The 15,095-nt window shown below is 73.1% G+C and carries 13 protein-coding genes; 6 read left to right on the top strand and 7 right to left on the bottom strand.

Annotated features, from left to right (window positions below):
* Positions 1–11 precede the first annotated feature (11 nt).
* A complete protein-coding gene (locus tag CFP66_RS03375; RefSeq protein WP_094920237.1) occupies positions 12–1,505 on the bottom strand; it encodes an NAD(P)/FAD-dependent oxidoreductase in 1,494 nt (497 codons plus the stop codon).
* Positions 1,506–1,638: 133 nt separating this feature from the next.
* On the opposite strand from CFP66_RS03375, the gene CFP66_RS03370 reads away from it, so the two are divergent.
* A complete protein-coding gene (locus CFP66_RS03370; RefSeq protein ID WP_094920236.1) occupies positions 1,639–2,688 on the top strand; it encodes a zinc-binding dehydrogenase in 1,050 nt (349 codons plus the stop codon).
* Here the strand turns inward: CFP66_RS03370 and CFP66_RS03365 are convergent, their stop codons facing one another.
* Positions 2,689–3,501, bottom strand: coding sequence for a transporter substrate-binding domain-containing protein (locus CFP66_RS03365; protein ID WP_094920235.1), 813 nt, complete (start codon positions 3,499–3,501; stop codon positions 2,689–2,691).
* 53 nt (positions 3,502–3,554) lie between these two features.
* Here CFP66_RS03365 and CFP66_RS03360 point away from each other — a divergent pair, with 53 nt between their 5' ends.
* A complete protein-coding gene (locus tag CFP66_RS03360; protein ID WP_094920234.1) occupies positions 3,555–4,076 on the top strand; it encodes a GNAT family N-acetyltransferase in 522 nt (173 codons plus the stop codon).
* Here CFP66_RS03360 and CFP66_RS03355 read toward each other — a convergent pair.
* The 4 genes from CFP66_RS03355 to CFP66_RS03335 all read right to left on the bottom strand — a co-directional run bounded on the left by CFP66_RS03355 (position 4,049) and on the right by CFP66_RS03335 (position 7,462).
* Positions 4,049–4,930, bottom strand: a complete 882-nt coding sequence (locus CFP66_RS03355; RefSeq protein ID WP_094920233.1) for a class I SAM-dependent methyltransferase — start codon at positions 4,928–4,930, stop codon at positions 4,049–4,051. The two genes, CFP66_RS03360 and CFP66_RS03355, sit on opposite strands and share 28 nt — an antisense overlap.
* Positions 4,927–6,345, bottom strand: a complete 1,419-nt coding sequence (locus tag CFP66_RS03350) for an APC family permease (RefSeq protein WP_094920232.1) — start codon at positions 6,343–6,345, stop codon at positions 4,927–4,929. The genes CFP66_RS03355 and CFP66_RS03350 overlap by 4 nt, the downstream gene beginning before the upstream one ends.
* Positions 6,346–6,438: 93 nt before the next feature.
* Positions 6,439–6,969 (bottom strand): hypothetical protein, encoded by a 531-nt coding sequence (locus tag CFP66_RS46955; protein ID WP_143517089.1) that lies wholly within the window; start codon positions 6,967–6,969, stop codon positions 6,439–6,441.
* Positions 6,956–7,462 (bottom strand): SigE family RNA polymerase sigma factor, encoded by a 507-nt coding sequence (locus CFP66_RS03335; RefSeq protein ID WP_094920229.1) that lies wholly within the window; start codon positions 7,460–7,462, stop codon positions 6,956–6,958. The genes CFP66_RS46955 and CFP66_RS03335 overlap by 14 nt, the downstream gene beginning before the upstream one ends.
* Before the next feature lie 214 nt (positions 7,463–7,676).
* On the opposite strand from CFP66_RS03335, the gene CFP66_RS03330 reads away from it, so the two are divergent.
* Positions 7,677–9,347: a choline dehydrogenase gene (locus CFP66_RS03330; protein ID WP_094920228.1), complete on the top strand. Its 1,671-nt coding sequence runs from the start codon at positions 7,677–7,679 to the stop codon at positions 9,345–9,347.
* Complete coding sequence (locus CFP66_RS03325; protein WP_094920227.1) at positions 9,340–10,638, top strand: lipopolysaccharide biosynthesis protein; 1,299 nt, start codon at positions 9,340–9,342, stop codon at positions 10,636–10,638. Before CFP66_RS03330 ends, CFP66_RS03325 begins: the two co-directional genes overlap by 8 nt.
* A gap of 9 nt (positions 10,639–10,647) precedes the next feature.
* On the opposite strand, the gene CFP66_RS03320 is transcribed toward CFP66_RS03325, so the two are convergent.
* Complete coding sequence (locus tag CFP66_RS03320) at positions 10,648–11,799, bottom strand: AI-2E family transporter (RefSeq protein WP_094920226.1); 1,152 nt, start codon at positions 11,797–11,799, stop codon at positions 10,648–10,650.
* 229 nt (positions 11,800–12,028) lie between these two features.
* Here CFP66_RS03320 and CFP66_RS03315 point away from each other — a divergent pair, with 229 nt between their 5' ends.
* Entirely contained in the window at positions 12,029–12,271 is a 243-nt protein-coding gene (locus CFP66_RS03315; RefSeq protein WP_094921471.1) for a hypothetical protein, read from the top strand.
* A gap of 54 nt (positions 12,272–12,325) precedes the next feature.
* On the top strand, positions 12,326–14,986 hold the full coding sequence (locus CFP66_RS03310; protein ID WP_094920225.1) for a LuxR C-terminal-related transcriptional regulator: 2,661 nt from the start codon (positions 12,326–12,328) through the stop codon (positions 14,984–14,986).
* Positions 14,987–15,095 lie beyond the last annotated feature (109 nt).

The raw sequence follows: 15,095 nt of genomic DNA, 5'->3' as shown, positions 1-15,095 counted from the left end.
CGGTGTCGGGGTCAGCGGTAGGTGAGGCCGTCGTCGAGGTCCGCGGCCGGGAGCATCTCCCGTTCCTCGACGTACTCGTGCATGTGCGTCCACGGCTCGCGGTCGCCCTGCCTGAACATCCGGTCCATCGAGCGCATCACGTAGCCGGCGTTGAAGTCCTGCGGGTCGGCCCACGACCGTAATGGCATGCCGGCGTCCTGGGGTCGCAGCTGCGGCACGACCGTGGACGCGTCCTTCTCGCCCATGTGCGCGAGCAGCCGGCACACGAACTCGCTCACCAGGTCGGCCCGCAACGTCCAGCTGTTGCGGAAGTAGCCGAACACGTATGCCATGTTGGGCACGCCGCTGATCATGAGCCCGCGGTAGGTGACGCGCTCGGTGAAGTCGACCGGCTCGTCGTCCACGGTGAAGGCGATCTCGCCGAACAGCGACAGGTCGAAGCCGGTGGCCGTGACCACGATGTCGGCCTCGAGCTCCTCCCCGGACGCGACGCGGATGCCGCTCTCGGTGAAGGTGTCGATCGTGTCCGTGACGACCGACGCGCGGCCCTCCCGCAGGGCCGCGAAGAAATCGCCCTCGGGCACCACGGCGATGCGCTGCTGCCACGGTCGGTAGCGGGGGTTGAAGTGCCGGTCGACGTCGAAGCCCTCGGGCAGCATCGCGCGCATCTCCTCGATGAGGAACTTGCGCAGCTCGTCGGGCGACTCGAAGGACATGCGCGTGAGTTCGGCGCCCTGGGCGATGTGGGCGCGCCGGAGGATCTCGTGCGTCCACTCCTCGGGGATGTCGAGCGCGCGCAGGGTGGTGGCGAGCTCGTGCGTGCGCGGGCGGGCGAGGAAGAACGTGGGCGAGCGCTGCAGCATCGTCACGTGGGCGGCGGCCGGTGCGATGGCGGGGATCAACGTGGCCGCGGTGGCGCCGGAGCCGATGACCACCACGCGCTTGCCGGCGTGGTCGAGGTCCTCGGGCCACCGCTGGGGGTGCACGACGGTGCCGCGGAACCGGTCGAGGCCCGGCCACTCGGGGACGTAGCCCTGGTCGTGGCGGTAGTAGCCCTGGCACATCCAGAGGAACCCGGTGGTGAAGCGCAGCTGCTCGCCGGTGTCGACGCGCGTGACCTCCACGGTCCAGAGCTGCTCGCGCGACGACCAGCGCGCTGCTGTGACGCGGTGGCCGTGGCGGATGCGCTCGCGCAGGCCGTTCTCCTCGATCACCTCGTCGAGGTAGGAGAGGATCTCGCCGGCGCTCGCGATGGACGGCCCGCGCCAGGGCTTGAACCGGTAGCCGAAGGTGAACAGGTCGCTGTCGGACCGCGCGCCGGGGTAGCGGTGGGTCCACCAGGTGCCACCGGGGCGATCGAGCGCGTCGAGGATCGTGAACGACTTCGCCGGGAACCGCTCCCGCAGGTGGTAGGCGGCGCCGATGCCGGAGATGCCCGCGCCGACCACGAGGACGTCGACGTGTTCGGTGCGGATCGCGGCGGGGCGGGGTTCGACGATCGTCATCCTGGAGGCCTCCTCGCCCGACAACTAGAACCGCGCTCTAGTTTGACCCGATCCCGAGCTGCGATCCAGGGCCTGCGGCGTTCGTGATCGGCGTCACATGCTCGACGCTGCGCTCCGGCGCGAGGATCGTCCGATGGCTGCGACGATGCGCGCCCAGCGCTTCCGCAAGGCGACCGGCGAGTGGGCGATCGAGGACGTCCCGATCCCTGAGCCGGGTCCGGGTGAGGTCCTGATCGAAGTGGCCTACTGCGGGATCTGCCACTCCGACCTCAGCCTGATCGACGGCGTCTTCGGCGGCCTCGGCATCCCCGAGGTCGTCACGCAGGGCCACGAGGCGGCCGGCACGATCGCCGCGGTCGGCCCGGGCGTGGTCGGGTGGTCCGAGGGCGACCGGGTCATCCCAGCCGCCGGCCGAGCGGACGGCACCTGCGCGAACTGCCGCCGCGGCGACTTCGCCCACTGCATCGGCATCCAGCTGATGGCGTTCGCCTACGACGGCGCGTGGGCGCAGTACACCGTCGCGAACGCGCTCGGGCTCACCCGGGTGCCCGACTCCGTGCCGCTCGAGCAGGCTGCCCTCCTCGCCGACGCGGTCGCCACGCCGTTCGGCGCCGTCGTGCACACCGGGCAGGTGCGCATCGGCGAGGCGGTGGGCGTCTGGGGCGTCGGTGGCGTCGGCACGCACGTCGTCCAGCTGGCGCGGTTGGTCGGCGCTCATCCGATCATCGCCTTCGACATCGACGATGGCGTCCGCAGGCGCGCGCTCGAGCTCGGGGCCGACCTCGCGTTCGACCCGCGCGAAGCGGACGTGGCGGCGCAGGTGGCGGCGGCCACGAACGGGCACCTGCTCGACGTGGCCTTCGACGCGGTCGGTCTCAAGTCGACGTTCGAGCAGGGGATCGAGCTGCTCACCCCGGGCGGGCGCCTGGTCGGGGTCGGGATGAGCGGGCAGGAGGTCTCGCTCGGCACGACCACCGCCTTCAACCTCAGCCGCAAGCAGGTCCTCGGCCACCTCGGCTACCAGAACACCGACATCGCCACCCTCGTGGAGCTCGTCGCCGCGGGCCGGCTCGACCTGAGCCGCTCGGTCAGCGGTGTGGTGTCGTTGGAGGACCTTGGCGAGGGCATCCGGCGGCTGCACGAGCGCGACGGCAACCCGATCCGCATCCTCGTGCGCCCCTGATCAGCCCAGGCGCGGCGTCGCGAAGCGGTCGTAGGTGCCGTCGTTGCGGGCGATGTGCAGCCACCCGTCGACCCACTCCTGCAGGACGACGTCACCGCGCGGCAGGAGGTAGGCCTTCTCCGAGAACGTGAACGGTGCGTCGGGGTGCACGGCGCAGAGCTCGGGGTGCTGCTGCGCCTGCCACCGCGTCTCCGTCGCGTCGGTGATCATCAGGTCCGCCCGTCCGGCGAGGACCTCTTCGAAGATCGTGTTGTTGTCCGGGTGGCGCACGATGGTGGCCTGGTCCAGGTGGGTGTCGGCGAACTCCTCGTTGGTGCCGCCGGGGTTGACGACCGCGCGCACGCCCGGCTGGTCGATCTGCTCGAGGGTCTGGAACCGCCCGGCGTTCTCGCAGCGGGTGACGGGCGTCTTGCCGTCGACGAGGTAGGCGTCGCTGTAGAAGGCCCGCGTCGCCCGCTCGGTGGTGACGGAGATGCCGCCCATGGCGAGGTCGCAGGTCCGGCCCAGGTCGTCCACGAGCGTGCCCCACGTCGTCTCGACCAGGGTGAGCCGCACGCCGAGACGCTGCGCGAGGTCGCCCGCCATGTCGATGTCGATGCCCTCCCACCGGCCGCTGGCCGGGTCGAGGTGGGTGAACGGGCGGTAGTCACCGGTGCTGCAGACCTTCACCTCGCCGCGGGCGAGCACGGCGTCCAGCACGCTCTGCTGCGCGGGACGGGCCTCGTCCTCGCTCCCGGTCCCGCACCCGGTGACCAGGGCCAGCGTGGCCAGCCCGCTTGCAAGGATCCGTCCGACCCGCCCCTTTGCGATCATGACGGGAACATAACCCGGTGGTTCCTGCAGCGAGCCTGTGGGAGCGTCGGGCAATGATCATTCGTCGCGAGCTGCCGGGCGACGAGGAGGCGGTCACCCGCGTCCACGCCGACGCGTTCGCCGCCCACTACCCGGACGGCGAGCCCGTCGAGCCGGGGCTGGTGACGGCCTTGCGGGCGAGCGACGCCTGGATCCCGGCCCTGTCGCTGGTGGCGGTCCGCGACGGCGCGACCGTGGGGCACGTCTGCTGCACGCGCGCCACGCTCGGCGAGCAGCGCGTCCCGGTGCTGGGCCTGGGCCCGCTCGGCGTCGTCGTGGGGCAGCAGAGGGCGGGCGTCGGGGGTGCGCTGGTGCACGCCGTACTCGCGGCGGCCGACGCGCTCGACGAGCCGCTGGTCGTGCTGCTCGGCCACCCCGGCTACTACCCGCGGTTCGGGTTCCGGCCCGCGGCCGAGCTGGGCATCCGGCCGGAGGTCGCCGAGTGGGAGCCCGCGTTCCAGGCGCGCACGCTCACGACCTATGAGCCGGCGATGACGGGCCTGTTCACCTACGCGCCGCCGTTCGGCGAGCTGTGATCATCGGGATCGGCCATGCGTCGGGCCGTCACGATCCACATCGCGGACGGGTACGTCACGCCGTCCGGCCCGTGGTGTTCCTGCAGCTCCGCCCGCAGGGTGGCGTGCGCCTCGGCGCGGGCGGCGTCGTCGAGCTCGGAGAGCAGGCCGTGTTGCATCGCGGAGATGTAGCGGTGCGCGGTGTCGACGTCCGGGCCGTAGTACGTCCGCTCGCGGACGCCGCGCAGGTCCGGCTCGCCGAACCCGGCGGCGGTCAGCAGGGTGCGCACGCGGTCCGGGTCGCCCAGCGCGAACGGGCCCGGCCCGTCCGGCGGCGGCGCCGGGAGGTCGCGGCCGACGGCGACGGCGTCGCGGAACGCGGAGAACCAGGGGTTGTCCGCCATCGTCTGCCAGACCAGCAGGACGAGCCTCCCACCGGGTGCGAGCGCGCGGGCGAGGTTGGAGAACGCGGCGACCGGGTCGCCGAAGAACATCACGCCGTTGCGGCTGACGATCCGGTCGTAGCGGGCCTCGCCGAGGTCGGCGACCTGCGCGTCGGCCTGCAGGAACCGGACGTTCGCCAGCCCTTCCTGCGCGGCGCGGCGGCGGGCGAGGTCGAGCATGCGCGTGGACAGGTCGACGCCGGTCACGCTGCCCCGGGATGCCCGGCGCGCGGCCTCCCGCGTGACGAGGCCGTTGCCGCAACCGACGTCGAGCACGTGCGAGGTCGGCTCGATGGCGGCGGCGTCCAGGAAGGGTTGCAGGTAGCGGGCCACGCCGGCGTCGAACATGTCGGCGTTGTCGGTCCAGATGTCGCCGCTGGGGCCGTCCCAGCCCGCGGCGGAATCAGCGTTGGACGGGTCGACGTGGGTCATCGCTTGTTGATCTCCAGGAGGCGTTCTTCGGCGTCCGGGCCGGGAGCGACCTTCGGCAGCCGCAGGACGAACCAGAGTCCCACGAGCCACCAGATCCCGACGATCAGCCACTCCGACGGCCAGACGAGCGCCGCCGGCATCCCCGGGAGGTAGAGCACCGCCAGCCCGAGGCTGAGTGCGGCCGCCGCCCAGCCGACGACCGGGCCCGCCGGGGTGCGGAACGGGCGGGGCATGTCCGGCTCGCGCCTGCGCAGCGCGAGGAACGACAGCGCGACGAGGAAGAACGCGACCACGATGTTGATGCCACCGGCGTCGACGAGCCACACGAGCATCTGCTCGCCGAACAGCGGCGCGAGCACCGACAGGCCACCGATGAACAGCAGTGCGTGGGTGGGTGTGCGGTAGCGGGGGTGCAGGTAGGCGAACCAGCGGGGGATCATCCCCGATTCGGCCATCGCGTACAGCAGCCTGCTGGCACCGATCAGGAAGCCGTTCCAGCTGGTGAGGATGCCGGCGATGCCCCCGAGCATGAGCAGCGTGCCCATGGCGGGGCTGTTCCACAGGGCGGTCATGCCGTCGGCGGCGGCCAGCTCCGCCGACTCCAGCTCGGCGCGGGGGAGCGCCGCGCTGACGCTGAACACGACCACGATGTAGAAGGCGGTGGCCATCAGGACCGAGACGACCAGCAGCTTGCCCACCTGGCGGTAGGGCAGGTCGATCTCCTCGGCGGACTGCGGGATCACGTCGAACCCGACGAACAGGAACGGGGTGGCGACGAGCACCCCGACGAAGCCCGCGATCCCGCCGGAGAACCACGGCTCGAAGTTCGCGGCCTCACCGCCGACGAAGGAACCGGTGAGCAGGACGACGCCGACCGCGAGGAGGAACGCGACGGCGATGGTCTGCGCGACGCTGGCCGGGCGGATGCCGAAGTAGTTCAGCGCCGTGATGAGCACGGCGCCGGCGATCCCGACCAGCGCCCAGGTGGCGTACACGTCGTACCCGGCGATCGTCCACAGCCGGCCGGCCAGCATGTCCGGGGCGAGGTAGAGCACGGTCTGGGGCAGCGCGACGGCCTCGAACGCCACGACCGAGATGTAGCCCAGCGCGATCGCCCACGACGCCACGAACGCCGGCCGCGAGCCGAGCCCGCGCAGCGCGTACTGGTGCTCGCCGCCCGCCCGCGGCATCGCCGAGACGAGCTCGGCGTAGGTGAGCCCGACCAGCGTCATGACGAGGCCGCCCGCGACGAACGCGAGCACCGCCCCGAGCGTGCCGGCGTCGGTGAGCCAGCCGCCCACCAGCACGACCCACCCGAACCCGATCATCGCGCCGAACCCGACCGCCAGGACGTCCCAGCGCCCGAGCGCCTTGATGAGGCCGGGTCCGCCGGGGTCCTCTGTGCGGTCGCTCATGGTCCGGCTCCTTCCGACGACGCAAGGAGGTCGATGATCACACCTGTGGCGGCTGCGGACCAGACCCGCTGTGAACGTCGGACGGACGTCCGGTCAGCCGGACTCGCCGGTGACGAGCGCGTCGACGAGCTGTTCCTGACTCCAGCTCGAGCTCAATACGGCGAACGTCTCGCCGCCATTGCGGGCCGGGGACCGGAGGTAGAGCGCGTTGTCGCCGGAATCCGGGTCGACGCCGACCCATGCCTGCCCCCGGGCGCCCTCGACGAGCTGCACCGGCGTGGCGTCCTCGGGCACCCGGTCGACCTCGTCATCCACCCGCAACGGGTCCGGGAGTCCGGCCGGGCGTTCGTAGCGCAACGTGAGTCCGGCCAGGCTGATGCTGTCGCTGATCATGGTCGGAGACGCCACGGTCCCGCCGTCGTGGGCCGTCGGGGCGCCGGTCACCGGCGATCCGGCGGTCGCGGTGGACGCAGCCGCGGCGATCGCGACGGCCACCACCGCGACGGGGAGCGCCACCACCGCCCTGCTGACCGGCGGCCGCCGGCGTCCGGTGTAGGTGAGATCGTCGGTCGCGGAGTGGAACGCGGCGCCGAGCTCGCGCGTCAGGTCGTCATCGGTCAGCATCTGCGTGCCCCCGTGTCGGGATGAGTGCGGCCCGGAGGTTGTCCAGAGCGCGCGCGGTCTGAGATTTGACGGTGCCCGTCGTGCAGCCGAGGGCAGCGGCGGTGCTCTCGACGCTGAGATCGTCGAAGTACCTCAGCACCAGGACGGCGCGCTGCCCCGCCGGTAGCTGCTGGGCAGCGCGCAGGATCATGTCCCGGTCGACCAGCCGCGTCGTGTCCGGCGCCTGCACGTCCACCTCCAGAGGCAGTTCGGCCGGGCGCCGGCGCAGGCCGCGCCACCGGTCCTTGGCCAGGTTCACCACCACCCGACGGGCATACGCCTCCGGGCTCTCCCGGGCACGCCGCCACTGTCGCGCGGTCCGCATCAGAGCGATCTGCACGAGGTCCTCCGCATCCCGCCGATCCCCGCACAGCAGGTATGCCGAACGCACCAGTCGGTCCGAGTAGGTGGTCACGAAGGCATCGAATGCCGCCCGCTCTTGCCGGGGAATCATCGCGGTCCTGTCGTCGTCACACCTGTTGAAACGCCCTGGCGCCCGCCGGGGTTGTCAGCTGCGGCGATCCACCATCCGTTTCCGGTTACGGCTGATCCGGCGCGCCACGGCCGCGTCCCCCGCCGTTCGCCACGCGATCGTTCACAGTTCACCTTCAGCCCGCGGAGCTAGCCTCGAGACGGTCCCTGCCCCGAGGTGTGAAGGCGAAAACCCGATGGCCGAGCAGGCGTACGACTTCGTGATCGTGGGCGGCGGTGCCGCCGGTTGCGTGCTGGCGAACCGCCTGAGCGTCGATCCCGGCACGCGGGTCCTGCTGCTGGAGGCCGGGCGCCCGGACTACTGGTGGGACCTGGCGGTCCACCTGCCGCTCGCGATGGGCATGCCGGTCGGCAGCGCGCAGCACGACTGGCGTTACGTGGGCGAGCCCGAGCCGCTGCTGCGCTCGCGGCGCCTCGAGCATCCGCGCGGCAAGGTGCTGGGGGGCTCCACGAGCATCAACGGGATGCTCTACACGCGCGGGCACCGCGCCGACTTCGACCGGTGGGCCACCGAGACCGGCACGACCGAGTGGGACTACGCGCACTGCCTGCCCTACTTCCGGCGCCTCGAGCGCAGCGTCGGCGAGATCGAGGACGCCTTCCGGGGGCGCAGCGGGCCGCACACGGTGGTGCGCAACCCGGTCGAGGGCCCGATCTTCGAGGCCTTCTTCGGCGCGGTCCGCGAGGCGGGCTACGCGGTGCTGCCCGACATCAACGGCTCCGAGCAGGAGGGTTTCGCTCCGCTGGACCAGGGCGTGCGGGGCGGGCGTCGCGAGTCGGCCGCCCGGGCGTACCTGCGCCCGGTGCGGCACCGCGAGAACCTCGAGGTGCGCACCCGGGTGCAGGTCACGGGAGTCGACATCGAGAACGGGCGCGCGGTGGGCGTGCGGTTCCGGCAGGGGCGCGGCGGCGAGGACGTCGTGCGCGCGGGCGAGATCGTCCTGTCCGCGGGCGCCGTCGGCTCCCCGCAGATCCTGCAGCTGTCCGGCATCGGGCGCGCGGCCGCGCTGGAGGCGCTCGGCGTGCCCGTGGTCCAGGACCTGCCGGGCGTCGGCGAGTCGCTGCAGGACCACCTCGCCGTGCACGTGCAGCACACCAGCAACGAGCCGGTGTCGATGGCGTCCGTGCGGCGCAAGTCGCGCTGGCCGATGATCGTCGCCGAGGCGCTGGTGCTCGGCCGCGGTCCCGGCGCGTGGAACCCGATGCGGGTGGGCGGGTTCGTCCGCAGCAGCCCCGAGCAGACCTCTCCCGACCTGTCGTTCGTGCTCGCGCCGCTCGCGATGGCGAGCGAGGAGCGCTCGATGCCGGTGGACCAGCACGGCTACCAGATGCACATCGAGGTGATGCGGTCCGCGGCCCGCGGGTCCGTCGCGATCCGCTCGACGGACCCCGCCGTGCACCCCGCGCTGCGGCTGAACTTCCTCTCCGGGGCGCAGGACCGGCAGCGCTGGCTGGACGCCGTGCGCATCGGGCGCGAGCTGCTGGCCCGGCCCGCGCTGCGCCGCCTCGACGGCGGCGAGTGGCTGCCGGGCGCGGCCGTGCGCACCGACGAGCAGATCATGGAGTGGGTGAGCCGCACCGGTCAGCCCGGCATGCACCTGTGCAGCAGCACCCGCATGGGCAGCGACGAGGACGCGGTGCTCGACCCGGCCACGATGCGCGTGCGGGGGGTGGAGGGGTTGCGCGTGGTCGACGCGGGCGCGTTCCCGTCCATCACCAACGCCAACACCTACGCCCCCTCCCTGATGCTGGCCGAGAAGGCCGCCGACATCGTCCTGGGCAACACCCCCCTCGCGCCGGAGAACCCGGCCGCCCGCACCGCGGGAGCCGACGCCGACGATGCCTGACGCGCCGGGCTCGCGGGTTCCGCAGCGCCTGCGGAACGCGGTGTCGGGCTGGCGGGACCCGCAGCACCGGGACGGCCTGGCCCTGGTGCTCAGCTCGGGGCTCACCTCGGTCATCGGGCTGCTGTACTGGGTGGTCGCCGCCCGGCTGTTCGCGCCCGAGGTCGTCGGTGTCAACAACACCCTGATCTCGACGATGACGCTGCTCGCGGTGGCGGCGCAGCTGAACCTCGGCAACGCGCTGCTGCGCTTCGTCGCCGTGGCCGGGTCGTCGGCGCGTCGCCTGGTGCTGTCCTGCTACGCGGTAGCGGGCGCCGCGGCCGCGGTGGCGGGGGCCGTCTTCGCGCTCGGTGCGCGGTGGTGGGCGCCCGAGCTGCTGGACGCGGTGGGGCCCGGCCCGCTGATCGCCTTCTTCGCGCTGGCCACGCCGGTGTGGACGGTGTTCGTCATGCAGGACTACGCCCTCACCGCGGTCAAGCGGGCCACGCTCGTGCCGGTGGAGAACCTGGTGTTCTCCCTGCTGAAGATCGCGCTGCTCGCGCTGGGGGCGCTGGTCGCGTTCTCGTCGGTGATCGCGGTGTCGTGGGTGGTGGCCACCGCGTTGATCATCCTGTGGATCACCGCGTTCCTGCTGCGCGTGCTCCCGCGCAGGAGCTCCGGCGCGGCCGCACCCTCGCCGGTCCGGCCGCGCACCGTCGCGCGGTTCGTCTCGGCGGACTGGACCGGTGGCCTCTTCACGCTCGCCGTCGAGTTCGGCCTGCCGCTGCTGGTCCTCGTCACGCTCGGCGCCGAGCAGGCCGCGACGTTCGGGATCGCGTGGGCGATCGCCTACGGGCTCTACCTGGTCTCGCACGGGATGGGCCAGTCGATGGTGGCGCACGTGGCGGCCGACCCGGCGGGCCTGGCCGCGGCGCGCCGCAGCATGACCACGAAGTCGCTCGCCCTGGTGCTGCCGGCCGTGCTCGTGATCGTGCCGGGGGCCGGGCTGATCCTGTCGGTCTTCGGCGAGCACTACGTCACCACGGGCACGACGCTGCTCGCGCTGGCCTCGCTGTCCGCGGTGCCCAACGTCGTGGTGACCGAGACGCTCTTCGCGGCTCGCGTGCGCCAGCAGCGCAGCGTGCTGCTCGGTGTGCCCGCGGTGCTCGCCCTGCTCGTCATCCCCCCGGCGCTCGTGCTGATGCCGGTGCTCGGGCTCACGGGCGTGGGCGTGGCCCTGGTCGTCGGGCAGTCGCTGATGGCCGTGGCGATCCTGGTGCAGCGGTGGGTGTCGGCACGGCGCGAGGTCGGCTGAGGGGCGAGTTCACCCGGCGTCGTCGATCGGGCCCCGCCCGCGGACCCTCGCCTCGAGGAGGTGGACCCGCCGGGACGAGCTCAGCAGCCCGTCTGCCCACACCGCACGAGGGTCGGCATCCACGAGCACGGCCTTCACCAGCAGGGTGAGCGGGACTGCCAGCACCGCGCCGACCGGGCCGAGCAGCCATCCCCACAGCATCAGGGAGACCAGGGCGACGGTGACCGAGATGCCGACGGCGTCGCCGACGTAGTAGGGCTGGACCAGCGAGGTGAGCACGAAGTTCACCACGACGAACACCGCGACGACGGCAATCAGCAGCGGCCAGCCGCCGACCAGGAGCCCGAGCAGCGCGGGCGGCCCGAGCCCGATCCAGAAGCCGACGTAGGGGATGTAGTTGGTGAGGAACACCAGCAGGCCCCAGAGAGCCGCGGCCGGGACCCCGAGCAGCGCCAGGACCACCGTGTCGATCACCCCGGTCAGCAGTCCGATGACCGTGGTGACCGCGAGGAAGCGGCGTGTGCCGCCCGCGAAGCTGCGCAGCGCCTGGCCGACCGGGCGGCGGCCGTCGGCGAGCAGGGCCAGCCGCGCGGACGCGGCCGAGGACTCCAGGCAGAGGAACAGCAGCAGGGCCAGGAGGAACGCCACGTCGGCGAGCAGTGTGGTCAGCCCGAGCAGCATCCCGCTGGCCAGGCCGAGCAGCGTGGCGACGTTCAGCGACGCGGCCAGCAGGCGCAGCTGCTCCGGCCCGACGCCGAACTGGCCGAGGGCGGCCATCCCGTCGGTGACCAGGGCGTTGACCTCCGCGGCGTAGAGCGGCAGGACCGTCGCGAGCTGTGCCACCGCGACGACGGCCACTCCGGCCAGCCCGGTCACGGCGACGAGGACGAGCACGACCATGACGGCGGTGGCCGCCCACGCCGGAAGGCCCGTGCCCACCAGCCGCCGCCGCACCGGGTGGATGGTGATCACGATGACGAGCGCCAGGAACACCGGGCCGACCAACCAGGAGGCCGCATGAATGCCGGCGGCGACGACGACCGCCGCGGCGGTACCACCGAGCACGACCAGTGCCCGCGGCCCGGTCCCCGCCCCCGCGGCTGTCGTGTCCGGTCCGGCGGGCCCGCCGGGTCCGGGTACGGGAACCTCCGGCACTGCCATGCGCGTCCTCCGGTGGCCGGGTCGGGCATGCACGGTCCCGCACCCGGTCAACCGTCGCCTCGTCCGCAGCGGGGGAGAACACGCCGGCCGGTGCGTCCACGGCCGGTCCGGCGGGCGCCGCCACCGGCCGCGGGGAGCGGGCATCCCGTCCCGTCCGGACGATGACCGGGCACGGCGGGGCGCACATGCTCATCCGCCGTGCGGGTCCGGGCGAGCGGGGGTGCAGCTGATGTCGACACGACGCTACGAGATCCGGGTGGCCGGGCTGCTGTCCGCGCGGTCCCGCGCCGCCTTCCCCGACATGACCGTGGCCGACGCGCCGCCGGAGACCGTCATCAGCGGCGAGATCCTCGACGACTCGCACCTGCACGGCGTGCTCGCGCTGCTGCGGTCGATGGGGCTGCGCGTGGTGTCGATGCACGAGGTCGGGCGCGACCTCCGACCACAGGACCCGATTCACGACGACCGATGACCCCCGGTCGTGCACTGTGAGGGGGTTCGTGCCCGGAGTACTTTGCGGTGAATAGTGCACACCGGGGATCGATCGGGCGGTCGCCTCCGGGTACCGCGCGCGAAGACCGCGGTACCCCGGCTGTCGTGTCGCCACCTGCCCCGGCCGCGGCTGCTGACCGCGCTCGACGCCGCTGCCCCCGACCAGTTGGTGCTGGTCAGCGCGCCGGCGGGCTATGGCAAGACCCTGCTCCTCGCCGAGTGGGCGACGCGTCGTCCGGCGTCGACGGCGTGGGTGACGCTCGACGCGGACGACAACGACGACCGGCGCTTCTGGTCGGCCCTGCTGACGGCGCTCACCTCCTGCCCGGCAGTTCCCCGGGCGCACGGACTCGATGCGCTCCCGGTGCCCGGCCTGCCGAGCCGGGATCCCGGGTTCGTCGCCACCGTCCTCGAGGTGTTCGAGGCCGTGCCGGGCGTGCTGCGGTTGGTCCTCGACGACGTGCACGAGCTGGTGGCGCCCGACCCGCTGCGCGGGCTCGGCCTCCTGGTCCGCGACCGGCCGCCTGGTCTTCAGATAGTCGTGGCCGGTCGCGCCGACCCACCGCTGCCGGTGGGGCGCCTGCGCCTGGACGGGAAGCTGTCCGAGGTCCGGGCGGCCGAACTGCAGTTCTCCGTGGCCGAGGCCGACGCCGTGTTCGCGGCCGCGCACGTCCTCGTCCGGCCGGACCAGGTGCGGCGGCTGGTCGCGCAGACCGAGGGCTGGCCCGCCGGGCTGCGGCTGGCGGCGATGTCGCTTCACGGAGCAGGCGATCCCGACCTGTTCATCGCCGACTTCGTCGGCAGCAGCCGGGCGGTGTCGGACTACCTGGTCGGCGAGATCCTCGAGCGGCTCCCGATCGCGGACCGCGAGATGTTGGCCGCCAACAGCGTGTGTGACCAGCTCTCGGCGTCGCTGGCGGCCGCGCTGTCCGGCCGGTCGGACGCCGGCGAGGTGCTCGATGCGCTCGAGCGCGACACCGCGCTGGTGATCAGCTCCGGTGAGGGCCGTATGTGGTACCGGGTGCAGCCGCTGCTGCGCGCGCACCTGCGCGCGGACCTGCAGCGTCGCCGACCGGACCTGGTGACCGAGCTGCACGCCCGAGCCGCCGACTGGTACGCCGCTCACGACCAGCCGGACGTCGCGCTCGCGCACGCACGCCTGTCGGGGGATGCGTCGAGGGTGGAGCCGCTGCTGCGGCAACACGCGCTCGCCCTCGTGGGGACCGGGCAGCTGCATGTCGTGCGCGCGACCTTGGACTGGCTTCGGACCGCCGGGTGCGACGACGCGTGGCAGGCCGTGCTCGCGGTCCTGGTCGAGCTCGAGATCGGCGAGGGGCAGGCAGCGCTGACGCACCTGCAGCGGGCGCAGGACCTGTGGCCGGTCGACCCCCCACCCGCGCTGCTGGCGCTGCACGAGCGGGTCCGGAGCCGGCTCGCGCTCGCCGAAGGAGCGGCGGATGCCGTGGTGCTGGCCACGGAGCGGGACGGAGCGGGCACCACCGAGCACGCGCTGGTGACCATGAGCCAGATCGAGCGGGCGACGGCGCTGGCGCTGGCCGACCGCCGGCAGGAGGCGCTGCCGGTGGCGCTTGCGGCTGTGGAACGGGCGCGCGAGCTGGGGCACGGTCTGCTCGTCGCGCAGGGGCTGACGGTGCTCGCCTTCATCGCGGCCTTCGAGGGTGACTACCGCCGGATGACCGAGCTGGCCGAACAGGCCGACCGTGACGCGCCGCCGGCCGCCGAGTGGCCGACCACCGGCAGCGCGGCCGTCTCCTGCATGCTGCGGGCCTACGGTGCGATGCTGCGCGCCGACCCCGCGCAGTGCCTCGCCCTCCTCGATCCGGTGCTCACCGTCGCCACCTCCCCGTCCGGGCCCCGGATCTCGCATTCCATGACCGCGACCTGCCGGGGCGTGCGCGGGGCCGCGCTGCTCGACCTCGGGCGCACCACGGAGGGACTCGAGCAGCTGCGGACGGCGCGGGAGCTCGCCGCGACCGTCGTGGCCACCCCCGAGCTGGTAGCGATGCTCGTGCTCCTGGAGCACCGCGCCGCAGCGATCGACGGCCGGCACGAGCTGGCCCGCACGGTTCTCGCGTGGGCCCAGCGCTCCCTGCCCGACGGCGGTGAGTTGGCCCTGCTGCGGGCCGAGCGGCTCGACGGCCTCGGCCGGCACGAGGCGGCGGGGGAGGCCCTCGCGCCGCTGCTGAGCGGATCGGCACCGGCAGTCACGCCCTGGGCCCTGGGCGAGGCGTACGTGCTCGACTGCCGGCTCGCCCTGCTCGGCCACCATCCCTCCCGGGCCCGCCGCAGCCTGGTCCGCGCGCTGGAGCTCGCCGAGGCGATGACCGTGCACCGGCCGCTGGCGTCGGCCCCGGCCGAGGTCGTCGACCTCCTCGTGCACCACCTGGGCAGCTTCGGCCCGGTCGACCGCACCGCGCAGTGCGCGCTCGACGCGCGGCACTCCCTCGGTGTCGACCGGCGCGCGGTGGCCCTGACCGAGCGCGAGCGGACGGTGCTGAGCCTGCTGCCCTCGCAGCGCTCCTTCGACGAGATCGCCCAGGACCTCACCGTGTCGCACAGCACCGTCAAGACCCACATCCGGGCGATCTACAGCAAGCTCGACGCCACGTCCCGCCGGGAGGCGGTCGACATCGCCCGCAGGGACGGCCTCCTGCAGCCCGATCCGGGGCCGTAGCGCCCGTCCGGTCCGACCCGGGCGTTGGATCTCATCCCCTGAGGGGGAGGCGTGGGCGCGGTCCGGCGCGGGACGTTCGGCTCATCGAGGATCACCACCGGATCCGGTC

The organism is Pseudonocardia sp. MH-G8 (assembly GCF_002262885.1).
In the GTDB taxonomy this organism is placed as follows: Bacteria; Actinomycetota; Actinomycetes; order Mycobacteriales; family Pseudonocardiaceae; genus Pseudonocardia.
Note: the sequence above shows the minus strand (reverse complement) of the source record. Positions and strands in the feature narration are given on the sequence as shown.

Excerpts from the sequence above, each read along its gene's own strand:
- CFP66_RS03320 (WP_094920226.1), bottom strand. The coding sequence starts at position 11,799 with ATGGCAGTGCCGGAGGTTCCCGTACCCGGACCCGGCGGGCCCGCCGGA.
- CFP66_RS03330 (WP_094920228.1), top strand. The coding sequence starts at position 7,677 with ATGGCCGAGCAGGCGTACGACTTCGTGATCGTGGGCGGCGGTGCCGCC.
- CFP66_RS03325 (WP_094920227.1), top strand. The coding sequence starts at position 9,340 with ATGCCTGACGCGCCGGGCTCGCGGGTTCCGCAGCGCCTGCGGAACGCG.
- CFP66_RS03370 (WP_094920236.1), top strand. The coding sequence starts at position 1,639 with ATGGCTGCGACGATGCGCGCCCAGCGCTTCCGCAAGGCGACCGGCGAG.
- CFP66_RS03315 (WP_094921471.1), top strand. The coding sequence starts at position 12,029 with ATGTCGACACGACGCTACGAGATCCGGGTGGCCGGGCTGCTGTCCGCG.
- CFP66_RS03360 (WP_094920234.1), top strand. The coding sequence starts at position 3,555 with ATGATCATTCGTCGCGAGCTGCCGGGCGACGAGGAGGCGGTCACCCGC.
- CFP66_RS03335 (WP_094920229.1), bottom strand. The coding sequence starts at position 7,462 with ATGATTCCCCGGCAAGAGCGGGCGGCATTCGATGCCTTCGTGACCACC.
- CFP66_RS03355 (WP_094920233.1), bottom strand. The coding sequence starts at position 4,930 with ATGACCCACGTCGACCCGTCCAACGCTGATTCCGCCGCGGGCTGGGAC.
- CFP66_RS46955 (WP_143517089.1), bottom strand. The coding sequence starts at position 6,969 with ATGCTGACCGATGACGACCTGACGCGCGAGCTCGGCGCCGCGTTCCAC.
- CFP66_RS03350 (WP_094920232.1), bottom strand. The coding sequence starts at position 6,345 with ATGAGCGACCGCACAGAGGACCCCGGCGGACCCGGCCTCATCAAGGCG.
- CFP66_RS03375 (WP_094920237.1), bottom strand. The coding sequence starts at position 1,505 with ATGACGATCGTCGAACCCCGCCCCGCCGCGATCCGCACCGAACACGTC.
- CFP66_RS03365 (WP_094920235.1), bottom strand. The coding sequence starts at position 3,501 with ATGATCGCAAAGGGGCGGGTCGGACGGATCCTTGCAAGCGGGCTGGCC.